Here is a 19,399-nt window from a genome sequence, read left to right as displayed (position 1 = left end):
ACAGGTCAGCCGGTGCAGCCGGAGGACGGGTCCCACCAGGCCGGGAAAAGAGCCGGGCCATCGGGCAGACGCAGTTCGGGGCCTCGGCGGGTGAAGCCGAGCCGCCGGTAAAGTCGCAGACTTTCGCGGCTGGTGGCCTCCAAGTAGACGGGGGCCCCGGCGGTGTCCGCCAGCGCGGACGCGACCAGCGCGCTGCCGATGCCCCGCCCCTGGTGGCCGCTGCGCGCGGCAACCAGCGGAACGTACAGGTGCGCCGGGTTGCCCGGGTGATGGGCTGCCAGTAATCGTGCGCAGTCCAGCAGACGGTCTGCGAACTCCTCGGCCCGGTCTGCCAAGCGCTGTGCCGACGCCGCGTCGCCGGACCCGTGCACGTCGTCATGGGCAGGAGTGTTGACTGCGAGCAGGGCCCCGAGGCCGTCTCCGGCCACGTACACGCGCCCATCGGTGGCTGCCGCGCGGGCGAAGGCGCGGAAGACGGAGGGCAGGAGTTCCCGGCGCCGGATGTGGTCGGGGATGATCCACCGGCATACCGGGTCATTGAAGAACGCGTCACACAGCACGGCCACCACGTCGTCCTCGTCGGCTGTGGTGGCGTGACGCACCGGACAGCTTCGGGCGTCATCCACTGGACGTCCTGGGCTCGAAGCTCACCATCAGTGACTCGGGTCCGCACACACCGATGGGGTTGCGCCACACGACCGGTGCGGTCAGTCGAGGTGGCTGGAGGCGGCTCGGCAGCACGGTCAGGATCTCGGTGATCTCAGTCCTCACCGTGGCCGCCCCCAGGCAGTAGTGCGGGCCGGCACCGAATGACAGCAGGGGTGGACGTCGCAGGGTGATGTCGAAGATGTCGGGGCTGTCGAAGATGCGCGGGTCGCGCTGGGCGGCGTGTACGCACAGCATGACGAAGGACTCGGCTGGCACCCGTAGGTCCTCGAACTCGACATCTTCCAGGGCGAACCGGAAGATCGCCGGGGCTGCCGGGCACCAGCGCACCACCTCGTTGGTGGCCTGCTCGGCGAGCTCGGGCCGCTCGGCGAGCAGTTCCCACTGGTCGGGGTGCTCGGTGAAGGTGAACAGCGTCTGTCCGAGCTGATTGCGAGTGGTGTCGTGAGCGGCGAAGAAGAGCCCCACGATGAGGTCGCGTAGTTCCGTGCGGTCCATGCCCCCGCCGTCGTACCCGCTCATCAGCAACGAGATCAGGTCGTCACCCGACCGTGCTGTGGCTTGACGGGAGATGAGGTGATCGGCGTAGGCACGCAGACCGGCCAGGGAACGCTCGACGCGCCCCAGCGCGTCCGGCCGGTGGCCGACGCTGTACACCAGCCCGATATCGGTACTCCACCGAGGCTCGTAGTCGTCCAGGGGCACGCCGAGGATGGCCGACATCACCGAGACCGCCATCGGGTCGGCGAAGGTCTCTCCGAACTCGCACGGTCCGGCTCCGGCCAGTTGGTCGGCCAGCCGCTCGGCGGTCGTCCGCATCGTCACCCGCCACCGCTGCAGTGCTTGGGGAGCGAACGCCTGGAGCACCAGGGCCCGCTGGCGCCGGTGTTCCTCACCGCGCAAGTGCAGCAGCAGGGTGTCGAACCAGTCGTGAACCGTGCCGTGCGTGACACCGTTGAGTTTCAGGAAACGCCGACCGCTCTGGGCCAGGCGCCGGTCCCGCAGCAAGTGCTGCACCTGCGCGTGACGCAGCACCATGACACCGTAGGGTGTGTCGGCGTACCAGTGCGCTTCGCGCGCGGCCGCGACTTCGGGACCGGTGAACATGAATCCGGGATCGGCGACGTCCAGGAATGCCGCCCGGTCGTCCAGCAGTGTGGTCGTAGTCTCGGTCACGTGTATCACCCTGTGCCCGTGTTACGGACAGTGCATCGGGAGAATGACCGATCTGTCACGGCCGCCGAGCCTGCCACCGAGGGGAGCAAACCGCCCGCCGGCGAGGCCGGCGGGCGATTCGTGGTCGTGTCGCGGCGGAAGCTAGATGCGTCCGAGGGCCTTGTTGACCGGCGTGTCGACGTTGGGGTCGGTGTAGTAGCCGTGCCAGGCGTCGCGGTACTCCTGGCGGGAGATTCGGCCGTCGCCGTCCTGGTCCAGGGCCTGGACGGCGTTGTCGATCTCCGACGACGGAACCCCGTACGCTTCCAGCATGCGCCTCAGCTCGTGCTGGGACAGCACACCGTCACCGTCGGTGTCGGCAGCCTTGAACTCGGCATCGCTGGCCTGGTCGAGTACCTTGACGAAGTCCTTGGTGCCGAACACCGCCGCGTACTCTTCCGCCGTCACATGCCCGTTGCCGTTGGTGTCGGCCTGCCGCTGGAGTTCCTCCCAGACCTTCGTGTAGGAGTCCGCCACGCCGCGGCCCTGGGCGGAGCTCGACTGGATGTCCAGCGCGTCGATCAGACGCTTGGCCATCAGGTCGAAGTCGTGCTTGGTGATGGAGCCGTCCTGGTCGATGTCGAAGTTGTTGAAGATCTTCTTGGCGCGGTTCTCGATGACCGTCGCAACCATGGTCCTCTTCCTTTCGTTGTGGGGGCGTAAGGGTGGCGGAGCGTCCCGCCGCCCGCGGGGTTTCCCCTGGAGGCAGGGGAAACGCAGGCGCCCGCAGCAGTCAACCGACGATTGCGCCAGTCGTACCAACCGCTGCCCGGCTGTCACTCGTTCCGACCAGCGAACACGCCGTTGCCTTGATGCAGGGTGGCGGTCCGGCTGCCCTGGCCGGCGGTCCCGGGGACTCGGTTCGGGCACTGGTGGAGAAGGGAACGAAGATGCCGGATGTATCGGTACTGGGAAGCGGCAGTATGGGCAGTGCCCTCGCGCGGGTGCTGGGCGCGGCGGGGCTCGACGTCGCGGTGTGGAACCGGACGGCGGACCGGGCACGCGCCCTTGGCGGGGAAGGGCTGCTTCCGGTGGAGCGGCTCGCCGACGCCGTGCGCTGCGCGCCCGTCGTCCTGGTGTGCCTCACCGACTACGCCGCCACCCGCCAGGCGCTGACGCCTGTCATCGGTGAGACGCGGGACCGGATCGTCGTACAGATGTCGACTGGTACCCCGGCCGACGCCCGTGAGATGGAAGCGTGGTTGCGTCCGCCAGGTTGCCGCTACCTGGACGCGGCGATCATGGCGTATCCACGGCACCTGGGTACCGATCACGCCCGGGTGCTCTACTGCGGCCCTGGCGAGGATTTCGCGGCCATCGGCCACGTGGCGCGCGCGCTGGGCGGTACGGCTGCGTTCGTCGGCGACGACATCACCCTGGCCAATGCGCACGACGCGGCGCTGCTGACCTTCTTGTACGCGGCGACCTGTGGCTTCCTCGAAGGGGCTGCCATCGCGTCGGCAGCCGGGGTTCCCTTGGGCGGGTACGCCGACGGTGTTGTGCACCTGTTCCCAGCGCTGGAGCACACCGTGCGCGTGTCCGTACCGCTGATCGCGGCCGGGCGGTACGACGTCGATGAGGCATCGCTCGCGGTGCACTCGGGGGCGCTGCGTCACCTGGCGGCGGCAGGCCAGGAAGTGGGCGTGTCCGATCCGGTTGCGGCGGTACTGGGGGAGCGGGTGAGGCGGCGGATGGCGGTGGGCACGGCGCGCGAGCACATCGCCGCCGTCTTCGAGGAGCTGCGCGCGCCCTGACGGTGGTCAGCGCGACTGCGGGTAGTACATCGGTGGAACTCCCGATGCCTGGGCACAGGAACGCTGCGATCGTGGGTGGTGCTGCACGAAGCCGTACGAGAGGGGCACCGATGACCTCGGTCAGTCTGGCCGGCACATCGATCGCTGACCGCCACCGAGCCTGTCTGAGCAAGGGGCGGGCCTCGCTGGGTCTGATGTTCGGCGCGGACGTCGAGGTCGCCACCGACGGGGCCTGGATCACCACGGACACGGGGCACCGCATCCTGAACTGCGGAGGCTACGGGGTGTTCCTGCTGGGCGCCCGCCACCCCGTCGTGGTCGACGCGGTAGCCCGGCAGCTCGCGTCCCATCCGATGGCCACCCGGCTACTGCTGGAACCCGAGGTGGTCAGAGCCGCGGAAGCACTGGTGTCCGTGACCCCCGCCGGCCTGGAGAAGGTGCATTTCGCGGGCTCCGGCGCCGAGGCGGTCGAAGCCGCCATCAAGATGGCCCGTACGTGCGGCAAACACTGGCTGGTGTCGATGCATGGCGGTTACCACGGCAAGACGATGGGCGCGCTCAGCGTCACCGGGAACGACGTGTACCGCGAGCCGTTCCGGCCGCTGCTGCCACAGGTGTCACAGGTCCCCTACGGTGATGTCGACGCGCTGGCCACGCAGTTGGCCGCGCACCGGGACGAGGCTTGCGTCGTGGTGGAACCCGTCCAGGGCGAGGGGGGTGTGGTCATCCCGCCGCCCGGCTACCTGCGGGACGTGGCACAGCTGTGCCACGAACACGGCGCGTTCCTCGTCCTGGACGAGATCCAGACAGGCATGGGCCGCTTGGGCGCCTGGTGGGGCGCGGACCTCGCGGGCGTCACACCCGACGCGTTGCTTGTCGGTAAAGGCCTGAGCGGGGGCATCGTACCGGTCTCGGCCGTGGTGGCGACCCGTGAGGCTTACCAGGCCTTCGACCGCGATCCCTTCCTGCACACCTCGACCTTCTCCGGCAACCCTCTGGCGATGGCCGCCGTGCAGGGCGCCATCCGCGCGACCGAGGAGGGCGACATCGTTGAGCGGGCCCGGGTGCTCGGTGCCCGCCTGCGTGATGACCTGGACCGGATCGCCCGGCGGGTACTGGGCGAACAGGTGGTGCAGGTGCGCGGCGTCGGCCTGCTCATCGGCATCGAGTTGCACCGCCCCGGGCTGGTCGGGGACCTGTTGGTCGAGCTCATGGGGGCCGGGGTGCTGGCCAATCACTCGATGAACGCATCGGGAGTCCTGCGGCTGACCCCGCCCGCAGTACTCGACGAACAGGACGTCGAGTTCTTGTACGAGGCGTTCGAGCGTGCGGCCCGCGCCGCACTGGTGTGAGGAGCGCCAAAGATGCGATCCATTCACTTTCACCTGGCGCTGCCCACCGGTGACGGCCCCGCGGCGTTCAACGCCGTCGTGGACTTCACCCGCTACCCGTCGCTTTCACCGGACGTGCGTTCGGTGGTGACCCATGAGATCGCCGCGCCGGGCGATCTGCGCAGCAGCGACTGGGTGATGAACTTCCGCCGCGGCATCATGAGCTGGACCGAGCGGGAACGGCTCGACCACGACCGGCTGCGCGTCGAGTTCGCCCAGGTGGACGGGGACTTCGAGGACTTCCGCGGCAGCTGGCAGTTCATCCCTGGATCCGGCGGTGTCGAGGTGATACTCGACGTCACGTACGACTTCGGGGTCGAGAGCCTGGTCGGGATCATGGACCCGATCGCGGAGCGCGTGATCAAACGCTCGACGCTGCGCGTGCTCACCGGACTCTTCGGCGAGGTCGAGGTCCTGGCTGGAGGGGAGGCCCTCGTCGACTTTCCGGCCGTCGGCCCTTCCGTCCCCCTTTCATCCACATCTATCAGGAGCTGACATGACCGCAGTACCGAGCGCGCTCTCCCACATCCTTTCGTCCAGGTTCGGCGTGCCCGAGGAAGAGATCACCGCCGATGCGACCCTGCGGGCCCTTGACCTCGACTCCCTGGCTATCGCCGAGCTGTCGCTGGTGCTGCGCGACGACCTGGGTGTGCCCTGCACCGATGACGAGATGCGCCCGCAGGACACCATCGGGCAGCTGGTACGGCTGTTGCACAGCAGGGGGCTCAGCGCGTGAGACGAGATCCCGCGGAGCCCTTCCGTGCGGCGGTGACCGGTCTGGGGCTGGTCACTCCTGCCGGTGTGGGGGTGGACGCCAATTGGAAGCGGGTCCTGAGCGCTGTGCCGACGGCCTCCGCGGACCCGGCGCTGGCCGGGCTGCCGGTGGACTTCAGCTGCCGGGTACCAGCGGACTTCGATCCCGGCGCGGTGCTGGGGCGGCGGACCGCCTGGCGCCTGGGACGGCACGTCCAACTCGGCATGGTGGCCGCCCGCGAGGCACTGCGCGACTGCGGCCTGGACCCCCACACATGGGACGGCGCCCGCGTCGGAGTGGTGATGGGCAACTCCCTGGGCGGCACAGAGACATTCGAGCAGCAGTGTCTGGCCTTGCGGGACAGGGGCGCCCAGGCAGTGTCGCCCATGTTCATCTCGATGTGGGGCGCGAACATGGTTGCCGGACACATCGCGATCGACTGTCGCGCGGGCGGGCCCAACCTGGTGGTCACCACCGCGTGCGCGTCCGGTGGGACCGCTCTCGGGGTGGCTCGGGACCTGCTGCGCAACGGCACCTGCGACATCGTGCTGGCCGGCGGCACGGAAGCGGCGCTGAGCCGGACCATCATCGCGGGCCTGACCAGCATGGGTGTCCTCTCCCGCCGGTCCGACGACCCGCCTGCGGCGTTCCGGCCGTTCGACGTTGACCGGGACGGATTCGTGGCGGCTGAAGGCGCGGGCGTGCTGGTACTCGAACGGGAGGCGGACGCACGGGCACGCGGCGCCCGGGTACGTGCCCACATCAGCGGCTACGGTGGTTCCGCCGACGCCGTTCACCAGGCGGCCCCCGACCCGGACGGCAGTGGCTTCGAGCGGGCCCTGCGCACGGCGCTGTCGGACGCTGGGCTGTCCGGTGAGGACGTCGACCACGTCAACGCCCACGGCACCGCAACCGAGCTGAATGACATCGGCGAGACGCGCGTGCTGCGCCGCGTGCTCGGTCCGCGTCCGGCAGTGACCTCGACCAAGGGTGTCACCGGTCACTGCATCGCCGCCGCCGGCGCGATCGAGGCCGTGTACACCGTCCTGTCCATCGAGCACGGTCTGGTCCCGGCCGTCGCCAACCTGGAGCGGCTGGACCCGCGGATCGACGCGGACATCGTCCAGGGCTCGGCGCGCGCCATGCCCGTCGAGGTCGCCGTCAATGTCGCCTTCGGCCTGGCCGGTCAGAACGCCGTCGTAGTCCTCACCGCGGCATGACGCCCCCTCAGCCCTTTCGTGCGGCGGTGACCGGTCTGGGGCTGGTCACTCCTGCCGGTGTGGGGGTGGACGCCAATTGGAAGCGGGTCCTGAGCGCTGTGCCGACGGCCTCCGCGGACCCGGCGCTGGCCGGGCTGCCGGTGGACTTCAGCTGCCGGGTACCAGCGGACTTCGATCCCGGCGCGGTGCTGGGGCGGCGGACCGCCTGGCGCCTGGGACGGCACGTCCAACTCGGCATGGTGGCCGCCCGCGAGGCACTGCGCGACTGCGGCCTGGACCCCCACACATGGGACGGCGCCCGCGTCGGAGTGGTGATGGGCAACTCCCTGGGCGGCACAGCGGCATTCGAGCAGCAACACCAGATCTTGCGCAAGAAGGGCGCATCGAGCGTGTCGCCGCTGTTCCTCCCGTTGTACGGCGTCAATATGGCCGCCGGGTACGTTGCGATCGACTGTGGCGCACAGGGTCCGAATCTGGCCGTGAGTACTGCTTGCGCGTCTGGTTCGACGGCTCTCGGGGTGGCTCGGGACCTGCTGCGCAACGGCGCCTGCGACATCGTGCTGGCCGGCGGCGCGGAGGCCGCTGTCAGTCCATCCATGATGGCCGGGCTCGCGGCCGCCGGTGCGCTGTCCCGCCGCTCCCATGATCCGACCACCGCCTCGCGCCCGTTCGATGTCGGCAGAGACGGGTTCGTAGCCGGTGAAGGCGCGGGCGTGCTGGTACTCGAACGAGAGGCGGACGCACGGGCACGCGGCGCCCGGGTGCGCGGCTACATCAGCGGCTACGGGGCATCAGCCGACGCGGTGCACGACACCGCGCCCGACCCCGAGGGAGTGGGGGCACGGAACGCGGTGCGGGCGGCCCTGGCCGATGCAGGACTGTCCGGGGCGGACATCGGCCACGTGAACGCGCACGGCACCGCGACCCGGCTGGGTGACGCCGCCGAGGCCCGCGTGATCCGCAGGGCGATCGGTCCGACTGCCGTGGTGACCTCGACCAAAGGCGTGACCGGTCACTGCATGGGCGCTGCGGGTGCCATCGAGGCCGTGTTCACCGTGCTCGCGCTGGAGAGCGCTCTGGTACCGCCCACGGCGAACCTCGAACGGGTGGACCCGGAGGTCGACTGCGATCTCGTACAGAGCGCGGCACGGTCCGTGACCAGTGGCGCCGCGCTGAACAACTCCTTCGGTTTCGGTGGACAGAACGCGGTGCTCGTCCTCACCGCGGCGTAGATGGGAGGAAATGTGACCACGGCGTACGTGTGGCACGAGCGCTATGGCTGGTACGACACGGGGAACTTCCATCCCCCCGGTGCCGGCGGCCCGCTGCCACCACACCCGCACTACGACACGCCTGAGCCCAGGACCCGTCTCGCCTCGCTGGTGGAGGCCAGCGGTCTCGCGCGGCACCTGGTGCGGATCACCCCCAGCGAGGCGACACGGGAGGATCTGCTGCGCGTGCACACTGCGGCCTACGTCGATCGTATCGCGCGGGCCAGCGCGACGGGCGGTGGTGACGCCGGGGACGGCTGGACGCCCTTCGGACCGGGCGCATACGACATCGCCGCTCTGGCCGCCGGAGGCGCGATCGCCGCCACCGAAGCCGTGCTCACCGGCCGGGCGCACAATTCCTACGCGCTGGTACGCCCCGCGGGCCATCACGCGCTGCCCGACACCGGCATGGGATGGTGCGTGTTCGCCAACATCGCCGTCGCCGTCGCGTGGGGCCGCGCGCGGCACGGCGTGGAGCGTGTCGCGGTCGTGGATTACGACGTGCACCACGGCAACGGCACGCAGGCCATCTTCACGCGCGATGTAGGCGTGCTGACCGTCTCGGTGCACCAGGACGGACTGTTCCCGTTCGACTCAGGTCACCGGCATGAGCGCGGCGGCGGCACGGCCACGGGAACCGTAGTGAACGTTCCGCTTCCGGCGGGCAGCGGCAATGGTGCGTATGCGGAGGCGTTCAGCCGGGTCGTGGTGCCCGCCGTACGGGCGTTCGCGCCAGATCTCGTCATCGTGGCGAGCGGGTTCGACGCGTCGGCAGCGGATCCGCTGGGCCGTATGGGGGTGAGTGCGGCGGGCTACCGCAACCTGGCCACGCAGTTGCTGGAGCTGGCGGAGGAACTGTGCGGGGGCCGCCTGGTGATGTGCCACGAGGGTGGCTATTCACCAGTGTATGTACCGTATTGCGGACTGGCCGTGCTGGAGGTGTTGTCCGGGCACACGACGGAAATCCTCGACCCGTACGCGGACATCTACGACGCCCGCCCGTATCAGGAGCTGACACCGTGGCAGGAGGCGGCGATCGAACATGCCGCGGCACTCGTAGGGGTTCGGTGAGCGCCGACCGCTACCGTGCGGCGGGCTGGTGGCGGCCGGAACGGGTGGACGACCTCGTGCTGAGGCACTCCGAGGCCCTGGCCGGCCGATGCGCGGTCGTCTGGGAACAGCGGCGCATGACATACCGCCAGCTCATGGTGGCGGTGGACAGCGCCGCCGCACGGTTGCGCCGGCTGGACCTCCGTGCCCCCGAGCCGGTCCTCGTCCAACTCCCCAACACCATCGAGCTGCTGGTGCTCTCCCTTGCCCTGATGCGTGCCGGGTGCCCGCCGGTCCTGGCCATGCCGACGCTGCGCGAACACGAGTTGCGCCCGGTGATCGCCACGCTGCGCCCGGCCGCGATGGCAGTGCCACCCCGGTCCCGGGCCTTCGACCACACGGAGATGGCACGGCGCCTGATCAAGGAACACGACTGTGTCAGGACGCTGCTGGCCGGGGACGACCTGCACGCACTGTGCGCCCCGGCGCACGGAGACCTGGCGCGCGTACACACCTCTCAACCGCAGGACATCGCACTGCACCTGTTGTCCAGCGGCACGACCGGTCCGCCCAAAGGCATCCCGCGCACGCACGAGGCGTTTGCCTCCGTGATCCGTGCCGCCTCTGAAGTATCCGGTCTGGACCGCGACTCGGTCTATCTCGCGGCGATCCCCGTCACGCACAGTTTCGCCTTCGGGCACCCCGGTGTCCTCGGCACTCTCGCTCACGGCGGGCGGGTGGTACTGGCCCGGTCCGCCGACGCCGCCCACTGCCTGGACCTCGTTGAACGTGAACGTGTCACGCACTGCGCGCTTGTCCCCAGCCTGGCCGCCCAGTGGCTCACGGAACTACGGGATCACCCGCGCGACGTGTCGAGCCTACGCGTCCTCCAGGTTGGCGGTGCCAAGCTGGACCCGGCTACCGCCCGGCGTCTGGCCTCCGAACTGGGCTGTGCCGTCCAGCAGGTGTACGGCATGAGCGAGGGCCTGCTGTGCTTCACCCGGCTCGACGACCCGGACGACATCGTGGACACCACCCAGGGCAGGCCCGCCGCGCGCGGGGACGAGCTACGGGTCGTCGACGACGCGGGGCGAACGGTTCCGCCGGGCACGGCCGGTGAGCTGTGGACGCGGGGCCCGAGCACGATCTCGGCCTACGCAGCGGGCGCCCGGCCGCCCGACGCCTTCGGCCCCGGCGGCTTCTACCGCACCGGAGATCTCGTGCGGCTCGATGACGCGTGCAACGTCATCGTGGTCGGCCGGGTCAAGGACGTGATCAACCGTTCCGGCGAGAAGATCCCGGCGGGGGACCTGGAGACGCTGCTCATGAGACACCCGGCGGTATGCGCCGCGGCGGTGGTCGCGATGCCGCACCCGCTGCACGGCGAAGCGGTGTGCGCCGTGGTGGTGTCGTCCGGGCACGACGCGCCGAGGCTGCGCGAGCTGCGGGACTTCCTGCGTGCTCAGGGGGTTGCCCCCTTCAAGCTGCCAGACCGTCTTGAGGTGATCGCGGCGCTGCCCACCACCGGGGTGGGCAAGGTCGACAAAGCCCGGCTCAGGCGCACCATCGCCGCGCTCGTCGCCGCCGAACGACAGAACTCGCCCGGGCAGGCGGCAAAAGTCAGGAAAGCTCGTTGAGCAGCTGATCGGCGGCGGCGGGGGTGTCGAGCTGATAGGTGGCCAGTTGGGGGGCGGTGCGGTGCGCGAGTTTGCTCAGAGTCCTGCCGCACCCCACCTCGACCAGGCCGCGTGCGCCGGCCGCCACCATGTATTCCTGTGACTCGCGCCACCGAACCGGCGAGATCAGGTGCTCTGAGAGCAGCCGCCGCCAGGGGGCGTCGGGTGATGCTGGCCGAGCAGTGGCATTGGACAGGACCGGGCGCACCGGTGCTCCGAACGCCACGGTGTGGAGGTGATCGCCGAAGGCAGCAGCGGCCTCGGCCATAAGCGGAGTGTGGAACGCGCCCGGCACCGCCAGCCGGTAGAACTTCTCCGCCCCCAGCGCCCGGGCCACCTCCGTCGCCCGCACCAGCCCGGCCTCTGTACCAGCCAGCACCACCTGGCCGGGCGCATTGTCGTTGGCCAGCCAGCAGTCGTCCGGCGGCACGCCGCACGCCTTCTCCGCTGCGTCGATCGAGATCGGCAGCACGGCGACCATGCCACCGTTCTGCCCGCGGCACACCGCCTCGGTCAGCTCGCCGCGGTGCGCTGTGAGCCATACCGCATCTTCGAATGCCAGGACGCCCGCGGCCGTCAGCGCGGAAATCTGCCCCAAGGAGTGCCCGGCGAACAGCGCGGGCGGACCGGCTGCCTTCCGGACCGCTTCCCAGGCCAGCATCGAGGCCATGAACACCGCTAGTTGCGCCTCGGCAGTGGTACGCGGTGCGGCGGCCCGGTCCAGCAGCATGGGCGCGACGGGGCGGCCGAGGGCTGCCTCGGCTCGTTCCACCAGTTCCCAGACATCATGGTGACGCCAGGCCAGGCCCATCCGCGGCCCCTGCCCGCCCTGCCCGGGAAACGCCACCACGCACCGGGACCAGACCGGTTCACCAGCACCGTCGCGACCATGCGTGTGGACCTGCATGTCGGGTCTGCCTTTCGTTCTGTCAGTGGCGGCCGCGCAACTCACTGAAGTACTCGTCTTGTCTGCCGGGCGAGGCTGACCGGGGAGCGAGGGATCACCGCCGGCTGTGCGGGCTGAGCGGCATCGGGCGCTGCGGGCAAGCCGACGCGTTCGGTGACCCAAGCGGCGATCTGCACGCGCGAGGTGAACGACAACCGGGCCAGGATGTGCTCGACGTGGGTCTCCACAGTGCGTTGCGCGACAACGAGCCGGCCGGCGACTTCCCGGTTGCTCAGCCCTTCGGCCACCAGCCGCGCCACTGCCCACTGGCGCGGGGTGAGCGGGCCGCCGGTCCCGTCCGCCGGCTCGCGGACGGGGCGATGTGGGACCGGGGCCAAGCCGCCGCCGAGCAGCTCGCCCAGGTCCGCAGCCCCGCCCTCAGCGGTGGCAGCCTCGAACGCGCGAGGCCCCAGACGCCGTCGTACGCTCGCGCACAGAACGGAGTGGTGGTCCCTGATCGCCGCGGTACTCAGCAGCCGAGCTGGGGCCGGGACTCCCGGACATTGCCTGGCAGCGGCACCAAGTAGGCGGGCGGCCTGCCGGTCGTCGCCCCCGGCTGCCGTCGTCCAGGCCAATAGCTCCAGCGTCGCTGCGGTGGCCGGCCGGTCTGCGACGGCCAGGAACGACTGCAGCGCCTCCAAGGCCGATGCGTGGGCGCCGTCGATGTCCCCCTGTCTCAGGGTCACGGCGGCGAGCACCCAGTTCGGGTAACCCTTCCACCGGGGCATTCGGTACTGAGTGCGGCAGCGCTCGGCGATCACGCGCGCCTGGTGGTCGTCCGCGTCCGTCTGGCCGAGCGCCAGGGAGAGGTGCAGCGCGGCCATCATGCCGCCGAAAGCGTCCTCGGGTCCGGTGAGGTGCTCCAGCGCCTCTCGCAGCACGGTGACCGCCGTGGCCGCGTCGCCCTCGACGAGGTCCAAGGTGCCCTGGACGAAGGCGGTGTGCGCCGCCGCGGAGTCGTCGGCGAGCTCGCGCGCCACTGCGCCGCCGTGCCGCAGCACGGCGCGGGCTTTGCGGGTCTCGCCCTGTGCGCCCCGCAACCATGCCAGCACCCACAGGGCGTGGGCGTACGCCACGGTTCCGGTGGCCCGGAGATCACCGGCGGCGCGGACGAAGCATTCGAGCCAGTCGCACGCCTCGGCGGTCGTGCCCTCGGCCAGCCAGTACGGCCACCGGGCCACGGCCAGGCGCAGCCCCGCGTCGCCCGCCTCGGGATCGGTCAGGCATACCTCCAGGGCGGCACGCAGTTCAGCACCGTCTGCGTGCGACGGTGGCAAAGCCGCGTCCGGCGTGTCCCTCATCGTCCGGGCGGCCTCCGCCTCGGTGATCCGCAGCTGGTGGTCCCGATGCAGACGCCGGGCGTGGACGGCGCCACCGCTGTCCTGCAACATCCGGCGGCCGTGGTGGCGCAGTGGCGCGTACAACCGGTAGCAGACCGTGTCCCGAGTGTCCACGCGGACCAGGACCGACTTGTCCACCAGACCCGCGATCAGGTGAAGGACGGCCTCTGGGTCGGCGTCGGCCGGCCCCATCGCCGTGGCGGCGTCCAGCGTGACAGGGCCGCAGAATACGGAGAGGTTGGCCCACAGCTCGAGCTCCTCGGGCGAACACAGCTCGGCGGAGCGCTGCACGCAGCCGAGCAGTCCCGAGGCGGCGGGTCCGATCCCGCGCGCGAACACATCGTAGGACGACACCACCCGGTCCAGCACCTGACGGGGCGCCAACACCCGCATTTGCGCGGCGGCGGCCTCCAGGGCCAGCGGCAGCCCGTCCAGCCGTCGGCACAGTTCGACCAGGTACGGAGCATTCTCGTGGGTCAGAGCAAGCCCGTTCACCACGGCGCGGGCGCGCTCCAGGAGCAGTGCGATCGCGTCGCACGCGCCGATCCGGACCGTGGAACGCTCCTCGGCCGCCGGCAGGTCCATCGGTGGCAGCTGGTACACGTGCTCGCCGGGCACACCCAGGACCTGTCGGCTCGTCACCATGACGTGCCAGGCAGCGGACGAACGCAGTGCCTGCCCAACGAGTCGCGCCACCGACACGCGTGTCGCCTCGCAATTGTCCGCGACGAGCAAGGCCCGGGCATCGGGCGTTGCTGCCAGGGCATCGGTGAGCGCCTCCTCGCCATCGGTGCAATCCGCGTAGTGGATGCCGCCGGGGAAAGCGCGGGTCAGCCTGCCTGCGGTGTGGTAGGCGAGACGGCTCTTGCCGATACCGCCGGCGCCGATGACGGTGACCAGGCGGGAGGTCTCCAGGACTCTGCGGAGTTCACCGGTTTCTCGCCGTCGGCCGACGAAACTGGTCAGCTCTTCGGGCAGCGGTGCCAGGATGTGGGCCGGTACAGGAAGTGGCATGGGGGGACCTTGACGGGAGTGAAAGCGGACTACGGAAATGGCCGACAGAAACTAAGGCATCCGCTTCCCTTCACTTCATCCCAGGACAGCGTCGATTAATCAACCAAGGTGCCACGCGTCGGAGTTTTATGCAAAAGAGCAGCAGATGAAGAAAATATGCTCAGGTGTCAATAAGTTCGCCCCTCGAATATCGGAGAACTTCGGGGCGCCTCCCGAAAGGTTACGGATCCTGCTGGAAACCGGCGTCGGCGGACTGGAATATCCATTGTCGTTCCGTAGCGTGGTCCGCGTACCGCATCAGTATGCCGATGGGCGCTTCGGCCGCAGATTAGGAGCTCGTGATGACGCTCGACACCGCTGCGACGGATTCCATGCCACCGCGCCCCACCGCGTTCACGGTATGCGTGTACTGCGCCGCCTCGCCCGCCGCCAAAGCCGCCGACATCGCCCTCGCCGAGGAGGTCGGCGCTGGGATCGCAGCCAGGGGGTGGGGTTTGGTGTGGGGCGGCCAGAATTGCTCGATGATGGGCGCAATGGCCGCCGCCGTCCGGGATGGCGGCGGCCACACCACCGGGATCGTGCCCCGGCCCTTGGTCCACAAGGCCGACCACGCCGCCGATCAGCTTCTCGTGGTGGACGGGCTGTCCACCCGCAAACAATTGATGTTCCATAGGGCCGACGCCTTCCTGGTGCTCACTGGCGGGCTGGGAACCTGCGAGGAACTCTTCGACACCTGGAGCGCCTTGTCGATGGCCGGCGCTCGCCGCCGACCGCTCGTCGTGCTCGACCCGTACGGGCACTACGCCGGGTTGTCCGCCTGGCTGGCGGAACTGCACATCAATGGTTTCATTAGCGATGAGGCGGCCCGTACGCCAGTATGGGCGACGGCCGTCCAGATGGCGCTGGACGCCTGTTCCGACCGGCTGTTGGATATCGAACCTGCCCGCCACCTCACTCGTTGAGGGTCCGGCGCGGTGGGCGAAGACGCGCCGGCGGATCGAACACGACTACCGCGAACTTCAAGGACTCGACCACTTCGAGGGCGGCACCTGGCGTGGCCGGCACCACCTCGTCACCCTTGTGGCTCAACCCGCCACCGGGGTTTCGCCGGCCGGACGGGCGAGGTCGGCGATCCCCATACCTGGAGGGGCCCTCTTGCCGCTTGCACCCGGGTGGGAGTGTCACCTGATCGGCGGCCCAACGCCCGGGGGACGCGGCTTTCCGGGGCAAGCCTGCGCTCGCTCACGGCGCCGCGGTACACAGATGTCTGAACGCTGCAGCACCCTTCACTCTGGACAGCAACGATGCTTTCAGCGGGTGCAGAAAAGCCGTTACGCGATCTCCACTCCAGCTGGATCATGTTTGTAAAACAGTGTCAGGAAGTCGGGGTGCTCAACAACTTGAGCACCCCTGTTTTCCTTACACTGAGCCTTTTCCAACCTCAGGGTGAGGCGTGGTGGAGGACGACGACGGCCTTGACGATGTCGGTGATCTGGTTGGTGCTGCAGCGGAGCTTGCGTAGCAGGCGCCAGCCCTTCAGGACCGCCATGGCCTGTTCGCCAAGGCGGCGGATCTTGGCGTGGGTGCTGTTGTGCCGCCGCTTCCACGGCTTGAGCCGACGGCCTCTGAACGGTACGCGGACGTGGCGGCCGGCGCCCTGGTACGCCTTGTCCGCCCAGCACTTCACACCGGCATCGGCGAGCGCGTCGATGATTCCGTGCTGCCGTGCGGCGGTCAGATCGTGTGTCGCGCCGGGCAGTGCCGGTGAGGCCCACAGCAGGCGGCCGAACGGATCGGTGAGGACCTGGACGTTCATGCCGTGGCGCTTGTGTTTCCCCGAGTAGTACGGGGTGTCGGCGGCGATCCGGTCGATCGGTAGCAGCGTGCCGTCCAGGATCACGAACGCCTTGGTCCGGATGGTCTTCATCGCTTCGGCCAGGGTCGGGGCGATGGCGGCCAGGACATCGACGGCCTCGCGTATGTAGCGGTAGACGGTCGCAATGCCGATACCGAACCCAGCAGCAAGCCGGGCGTAGGTGTCGCCGCACCGCAGGTGGGCCAGGGCGAGCAGGGCTTGACGGCCGGTGGGAAGGCGCCGCCACCGTGTCCCGATCTCCCTCTGCCGGGAGCGGAGCTGCCCCGCCAGGTACCGCAGAGTCCGGGTGGACAGATCGACTGCGGATGGGTAGACAAGCACACGAAGCTCCTGGCGGACACGGGTGATCTTGGTCGAGAACCCGTCTACCAGGAGCTTCGCTACGTCGTACAGCCCTTCAACACCACAACCACGCTGCCCCACCAGCAGGTTGGAAAGGGCTCACTGAGGCTCCGGAGGGGCGATCCGGGGGACAGGGCCGGCGCGTGTCGACCGTCGACCCGACACCGGTGGATCCGGTCACAGTGACGGTGGCCCTGGACGACTGCCGGTGGTCGTTGCGTAGGCTGGCGTCGTCGTCGCGGTGGGGAGTGAGTGAGCCGACCCAGGCCCTCCGAACCTGCCTGACGATGCGTCAGAAAAGTCAGCAATTGGTCAGCATCAGTCCTCAAAAACATGGGGAAAGCTGACCGAACATGCGACTCGTTGTAGGGTAGGGAAACTGCCCTTGACCTGCAAAAATGCAGGCAGGGAGCCTAGATCCAGGGGTACCTCGATGATGCGTACAATGTTCAAGTCCAAGATCCATCGGGCCACGGTCACCCAGGCCGACCTGCATTACGTCGGGTCCGTGACCATCGACGCCGATCTGCTGGATGCGGCGGATCTGCTGCCCGGGGAGCTCGTCCACATCGTGGACATCACCAATGGGGCGCGGCTGGAGACGTACGTCATCGAGGGCGAGCGCGGTTCCGGGGTCATCGGGATCAACGGCGCCGCCGCACACCTCGTGCACCCCGGGGACCTCGTCATCCTCATCAGCTACGCGCAGGTCGAGGACGCCGAGGCACGGGCGCTGAAGCCCCGCGTCGTGCACGTCGACGGGGACAACCGCATCATCGAACTGGGCGCGGACCCGTCCGCCCCGGTGCCGGGAACGGACCAGGAGCGCAGCCCCCACGCGGTGGCTGTCTGAGGGGAGTCGGGGATCATGTCGCAGACCGGGGCCATCGAGTTCAAGGACGACCGGAAGGCCGGACGGCTGCTCGCCGTCGAGGACGGTGAGGTGGTCGGCCTCATCGCGTACTTCGTGCTCGACGCGGCACCCCACGCTCTGGTGGCGGTGCACACCATCGTCGAGCCGGGGCACGAGGGGCGGGGGATCGCCGGGGACCTGGTGAAGGGCTTCTACGGCATCGCCGCCGCTGAGGGGGTACCCGTGGTTCCGCTGTGCCCGTACGCGGCGAGCTGGGCCGCCCGCCATCCCGACCAGGCGCCCGAGGCGCCGGCCGAGGTCGTGGCGGCGGCGAAGGCGCAGCTCGACGCGAGCGCCGACCTGTGGTGACGAGCCTGACCCTGCTGCACACGTCGCCCGTCCACGTGCCGGTCTTCGACGCCCTGCGGGACCGGGACCACCCGGGCGCCGTGCTGCGCCACCTCGTGGTGCCGGAGCTGCTGGACCGGGCCCGTACGCAGGGCCCGGACTCGGTGGTTCCGGCCCTGTGGACCCTGCTGGACGGCGCCGGCGGCCCGGTCCTCGTCACCTGCTCGAGCATCGGCGGCGTCGCGGAGTCCCTGGCCCCGGAGCTGGGCGTCCCGGTCCTCCGCGTCGACCGCCCGATGGCCGCCGAGGCCGTCCGCACGGGCCCGCGCATCGCGGTCCTGGCCACCGTGGAGTCGACTCTGGCCCCGACGGCCGCCCTCGTGGCGGAGGAGGCCGCGAGGGCCGGTCGACCGGTGTCGATCACCACCCGCGTGATCGAGGACGCGTGGCCCCGTTTCGAGGCCGGGGACACCGCCGGCTACCTCGGCCTCGTGGCCGAGGCGGCCGACGCCGTGACCGGCGCGGACGCCATCGTCCTGGCCCAGGCCTCGATGGCCGACGCGGCGCCCCTGGCCACGACCGCCACCCCGGTCTTCTCCAGCCCGGCCCCCGGCCTCGCCGCAGCACTCGGGGCGGTCCGTTAATCGGTTCGCAGATGTCGATCACGCGTGAGGATCGCGCCGAGCTCTGGGTCTACCCGAACCTCGGCAACGGCGTGGTCAAGGACGACCGCATCGAGCTGATCGTCACCTGCCCCGTAGCGGACCCCGGCCAGGGCTGCGAGAGCGCCGACGACCACTGGTACAACGCCGAGGACCTCGTCGACGCGGGCGACCTCAACGCGGACGGCACCCCCGATCTGCTGGTGAAGCAGGGCAAGAAGCTCTGGGCGTACCACAGCAACGGCGTGAGCCTCCTCGACGGCTCCGGTCCGCCCGTCCTCGTCGGCGACGGCGACTGGGACGCGTACACGGTGGCCGTCCCGGGGGACACCGACGGTGACGGCGTCGCCGACCTGTGGCTGCGGGACGACGTCTCGGGCGACGTGTTCCGCGTGAGCGGCGTCAAGGGCGCCGATGGCAAGGCCGACCCCGCCGGTGGGGCGTGGCCGCGAACCGGGTGAAGATCGGCTCGGGCATCGCACGTGCGGCCTACCCGGCCCTCGGATCGAACGGCGACCTCACCGGCGACGGCCTGGCGGACCTGTGGGCCGTCGCCGCAGACGGGAAGGCCGTGGCTTTCCGCGGCACCGCCGCGGGCATCGACGCGAGCCCCGTCACCGGCGGCTGATCCCGACGCGCGCACGACGGCGCCCCCGGCGGCTTCTCGCTGCCGGGGGCGCCGTTTTCGGTGCGCGTACGGTGCCGGATCCGGGGAAGGTGGTGTATATGGTGCGAAACGAGGAACAGACGCAGCCGCCCGTCCCCGGGCCGGATCCGGTGCCGCCCATGCCCGAGCCGCATCCCTTCCCCGATCCCGAGCCCATTCCGCGGCCCGTGCCGCCCGCGCCCGCGCCGGTGCCCGATCCGGCGCCGCCGCCCGGGCCCGCACCGATTCCGCAGCCCGGGCCGCTCGGCGGGGACCGGAGCTAGGGGGTGTCCGGCGGATCATGGCCGGGCCCGGGCCTCCCCCAGACTCCGTCCGGGGGGACCCCCAGGCACCGCGCCTTGCCGCGTTGTCGTC

The 19,399-nt window shown here is 70.0% G+C and carries 20 protein-coding genes and 1 pseudogene; 15 read left to right on the top strand and 6 right to left on the bottom strand.

Annotated elements, in window-relative coordinates; genetic code table 11:
* Nucleotides 1–5: 5 nt before the first annotated feature.
* The 3 genes from AB0I68_RS06815 to AB0I68_RS06805 all read right to left on the bottom strand — a co-directional run bounded on the left by AB0I68_RS06815 (nt 6) and on the right by AB0I68_RS06805 (nt 2,514).
* Entirely contained in the window at nt 6–602 is a 597-nt protein-coding gene (locus AB0I68_RS06815) for a GNAT family N-acetyltransferase (protein WP_363176140.1), read from the bottom strand.
* Between the two features lie 16 nt (nt 603–618).
* On the bottom strand, nt 619–1,842 hold the full coding sequence (locus AB0I68_RS06810) for a cytochrome P450 (protein WP_363176139.1): 1,224 nt from the start codon (nt 1,840–1,842) through the stop codon (nt 619–621).
* Nucleotides 1,843–1,983: 141 nt separating this feature from the next.
* The gene (locus AB0I68_RS06805) at nt 1,984–2,514 is read right to left on the bottom strand and encodes an EF-hand domain-containing protein (protein ID WP_363176138.1); all 531 of its coding nucleotides are present in this window, start codon (nt 2,512–2,514) and stop codon (nt 1,984–1,986) included.
* Between the two features lie 179 nt (nt 2,515–2,693).
* Between AB0I68_RS06805 and AB0I68_RS06800 the strand changes: the two genes are divergently transcribed.
* From AB0I68_RS06800 to AB0I68_RS06765, 8 genes are all read left to right on the top strand, one after another.
* On the top strand, nt 2,694–3,635 hold the full coding sequence (locus AB0I68_RS06800) for an NAD(P)-binding domain-containing protein (protein WP_363176426.1): 942 nt from the start codon (nt 2,694–2,696) through the stop codon (nt 3,633–3,635).
* Nucleotides 3,636–3,745: 110 nt separating this feature from the next.
* Complete coding sequence (locus AB0I68_RS06795; RefSeq protein ID WP_363176137.1) at nt 3,746–4,987, top strand: aminotransferase class III-fold pyridoxal phosphate-dependent enzyme; 1,242 nt, start codon at nt 3,746–3,748, stop codon at nt 4,985–4,987.
* Nucleotides 4,988–4,999: 12 nt separating this feature from the next.
* Nucleotides 5,000–5,521: an SRPBCC family protein gene (locus AB0I68_RS06790; RefSeq protein ID WP_363176136.1), complete on the top strand. Its 522-nt coding sequence runs from the start codon at nt 5,000–5,002 to the stop codon at nt 5,519–5,521.
* Between the two features lies 1 nt (nt 5,522).
* On the top strand, nt 5,523–5,762 hold the full coding sequence (locus tag AB0I68_RS06785; RefSeq protein ID WP_363176135.1) for an acyl carrier protein: 240 nt from the start codon (nt 5,523–5,525) through the stop codon (nt 5,760–5,762).
* Nucleotides 5,759–7,000 (top strand): beta-ketoacyl-[acyl-carrier-protein] synthase family protein, encoded by a 1,242-nt coding sequence (locus AB0I68_RS06780; RefSeq protein WP_363176134.1) that lies wholly within the window; start codon nt 5,759–5,761, stop codon nt 6,998–7,000. Before AB0I68_RS06785 ends, AB0I68_RS06780 begins: the two co-directional genes overlap by 4 nt.
* Entirely contained in the window at nt 6,997–8,232 is a 1,236-nt protein-coding gene (locus AB0I68_RS06775) for a beta-ketoacyl-[acyl-carrier-protein] synthase family protein (protein WP_363176133.1), read from the top strand. Before AB0I68_RS06780 ends, AB0I68_RS06775 begins: the two co-directional genes overlap by 4 nt.
* 12 nt (nt 8,233–8,244) lie before the next feature.
* A complete protein-coding gene (locus tag AB0I68_RS06770; protein WP_363176132.1) occupies nt 8,245–9,342 on the top strand; it encodes a class II histone deacetylase in 1,098 nt (365 codons plus the stop codon).
* The gene (locus tag AB0I68_RS06765; protein ID WP_363176131.1) at nt 9,339–10,958 is read left to right on the top strand and encodes an AMP-binding protein; all 1,620 of its coding nucleotides are present in this window, start codon (nt 9,339–9,341) and stop codon (nt 10,956–10,958) included. The genes AB0I68_RS06770 and AB0I68_RS06765 overlap by 4 nt, the downstream gene beginning before the upstream one ends.
* On the opposite strand, the gene AB0I68_RS06760 is transcribed toward AB0I68_RS06765, so the two are convergent.
* Nucleotides 10,942–11,904 (bottom strand): ACP S-malonyltransferase, encoded by a 963-nt coding sequence (locus AB0I68_RS06760; protein WP_363176130.1) that lies wholly within the window; start codon nt 11,902–11,904, stop codon nt 10,942–10,944. The genes AB0I68_RS06765 and AB0I68_RS06760 overlap by 17 nt on opposite strands.
* Nucleotides 11,905–11,945: 41 nt before the next feature.
* On the bottom strand, nt 11,946–14,297 hold the full coding sequence (locus AB0I68_RS06755) for a LuxR C-terminal-related transcriptional regulator (RefSeq protein WP_363176129.1): 2,352 nt from the start codon (nt 14,295–14,297) through the stop codon (nt 11,946–11,948).
* Between the two features lie 341 nt (nt 14,298–14,638).
* On the opposite strand from AB0I68_RS06755, the gene AB0I68_RS06750 reads away from it, so the two are divergent.
* Complete coding sequence (locus AB0I68_RS06750) at nt 14,639–15,259, top strand: TIGR00730 family Rossman fold protein (protein WP_363176128.1); 621 nt, start codon at nt 14,639–14,641, stop codon at nt 15,257–15,259.
* Nucleotides 15,213–15,380 (top strand): annotated as a pseudogene (locus AB0I68_RS06745) (IS701 family transposase); the annotation flags it as partial. The gene AB0I68_RS06750 and the pseudogene AB0I68_RS06745, both read left to right, overlap by 47 nt.
* Nucleotides 15,381–15,738: 358 nt before the next feature.
* Here the strand turns inward: AB0I68_RS06745 and AB0I68_RS06740 are convergent.
* Nucleotides 15,739–16,494 carry a transposase family protein gene (locus AB0I68_RS06740; protein ID WP_363176126.1) on the bottom strand — a complete coding sequence of 252 codons (756 nt, stop codon included), beginning with the start codon at nt 16,492–16,494 and terminating at the stop codon, nt 15,739–15,741.
* 454 nt (nt 16,495–16,948) lie between these two features.
* Here AB0I68_RS06740 and panD point away from each other — a divergent pair, with 454 nt between their 5' ends.
* From panD to AB0I68_RS06715, 5 genes are read left to right on the top strand one after another with little or no spacing between them, the layout of a single operon-like run.
* The gene (gene panD, locus AB0I68_RS06735) at nt 16,949–17,368 is read left to right on the top strand and encodes an aspartate 1-decarboxylase (RefSeq protein ID WP_363176125.1); all 420 of its coding nucleotides are present in this window, start codon (nt 16,949–16,951) and stop codon (nt 17,366–17,368) included.
* Between the two features lie 15 nt (nt 17,369–17,383).
* The gene (locus AB0I68_RS06730) at nt 17,384–17,737 is read left to right on the top strand and encodes a GNAT family N-acetyltransferase (protein WP_363176124.1); all 354 of its coding nucleotides are present in this window, start codon (nt 17,384–17,386) and stop codon (nt 17,735–17,737) included.
* On the top strand, nt 17,731–18,360 hold the full coding sequence (locus AB0I68_RS06725; RefSeq protein ID WP_363176123.1) for an aspartate/glutamate racemase family protein: 630 nt from the start codon (nt 17,731–17,733) through the stop codon (nt 18,358–18,360). The genes AB0I68_RS06730 and AB0I68_RS06725 overlap by 7 nt, the downstream gene beginning before the upstream one ends.
* 11 nt (nt 18,361–18,371) lie before the next feature.
* Complete coding sequence (locus AB0I68_RS06720; RefSeq protein ID WP_363176122.1) at nt 18,372–18,839, top strand: hypothetical protein; 468 nt, start codon at nt 18,372–18,374, stop codon at nt 18,837–18,839.
* The gene (locus tag AB0I68_RS06715; RefSeq protein WP_363176121.1) at nt 18,821–19,006 is read left to right on the top strand and encodes a hypothetical protein; all 186 of its coding nucleotides are present in this window, start codon (nt 18,821–18,823) and stop codon (nt 19,004–19,006) included. The genes AB0I68_RS06720 and AB0I68_RS06715 overlap by 19 nt, the downstream gene beginning before the upstream one ends.
* Nucleotides 19,007–19,399: the final 393 nt, after the last annotated feature.

The organism is Streptomyces sp. NPDC050448 (assembly GCF_040655295.1).
In the GTDB taxonomy this organism is placed as follows: Bacteria; Actinomycetota; Actinomycetes; order Streptomycetales; family Streptomycetaceae; genus Streptomyces.
The sequence above is the reverse complement of the archived record's forward strand: the minus strand, read 5'-3'. Positions and strand labels throughout refer to the sequence as shown.

Excerpts from the sequence above, each read along its gene's own strand:
- AB0I68_RS06730 (WP_363176124.1), top strand. The coding sequence starts at position 17,384 with ATGTCGCAGACCGGGGCCATCGAGTTCAAGGACGACCGGAAGGCCGGA.
- panD (WP_363176125.1), top strand. The coding sequence starts at position 16,949 with ATGATGCGTACAATGTTCAAGTCCAAGATCCATCGGGCCACGGTCACC.
- AB0I68_RS06750 (WP_363176128.1), top strand. The coding sequence starts at position 14,639 with ATGACGCTCGACACCGCTGCGACGGATTCCATGCCACCGCGCCCCACC.
- AB0I68_RS06755 (WP_363176129.1), bottom strand. The coding sequence starts at position 14,297 with ATGCCACTTCCTGTACCGGCCCACATCCTGGCACCGCTGCCCGAAGAG.
- AB0I68_RS06760 (WP_363176130.1), bottom strand. The coding sequence starts at position 11,904 with ATGCAGGTCCACACGCATGGTCGCGACGGTGCTGGTGAACCGGTCTGG.
- AB0I68_RS06720 (WP_363176122.1), top strand. The coding sequence starts at position 18,372 with ATGTCGATCACGCGTGAGGATCGCGCCGAGCTCTGGGTCTACCCGAAC.
- AB0I68_RS06805 (WP_363176138.1), bottom strand. The coding sequence starts at position 2,514 with ATGGTTGCGACGGTCATCGAGAACCGCGCCAAGAAGATCTTCAACAAC.
- AB0I68_RS06790 (WP_363176136.1), top strand. The coding sequence starts at position 5,000 with ATGCGATCCATTCACTTTCACCTGGCGCTGCCCACCGGTGACGGCCCC.
- AB0I68_RS06800 (WP_363176426.1), top strand. The coding sequence starts at position 2,694 with ATGCAGGGTGGCGGTCCGGCTGCCCTGGCCGGCGGTCCCGGGGACTCG.
- AB0I68_RS06775 (WP_363176133.1), top strand. The coding sequence starts at position 6,997 with ATGACGCCCCCTCAGCCCTTTCGTGCGGCGGTGACCGGTCTGGGGCTG.
- AB0I68_RS06795 (WP_363176137.1), top strand. The coding sequence starts at position 3,746 with ATGACCTCGGTCAGTCTGGCCGGCACATCGATCGCTGACCGCCACCGA.
- AB0I68_RS06785 (WP_363176135.1), top strand. The coding sequence starts at position 5,523 with ATGACCGCAGTACCGAGCGCGCTCTCCCACATCCTTTCGTCCAGGTTC.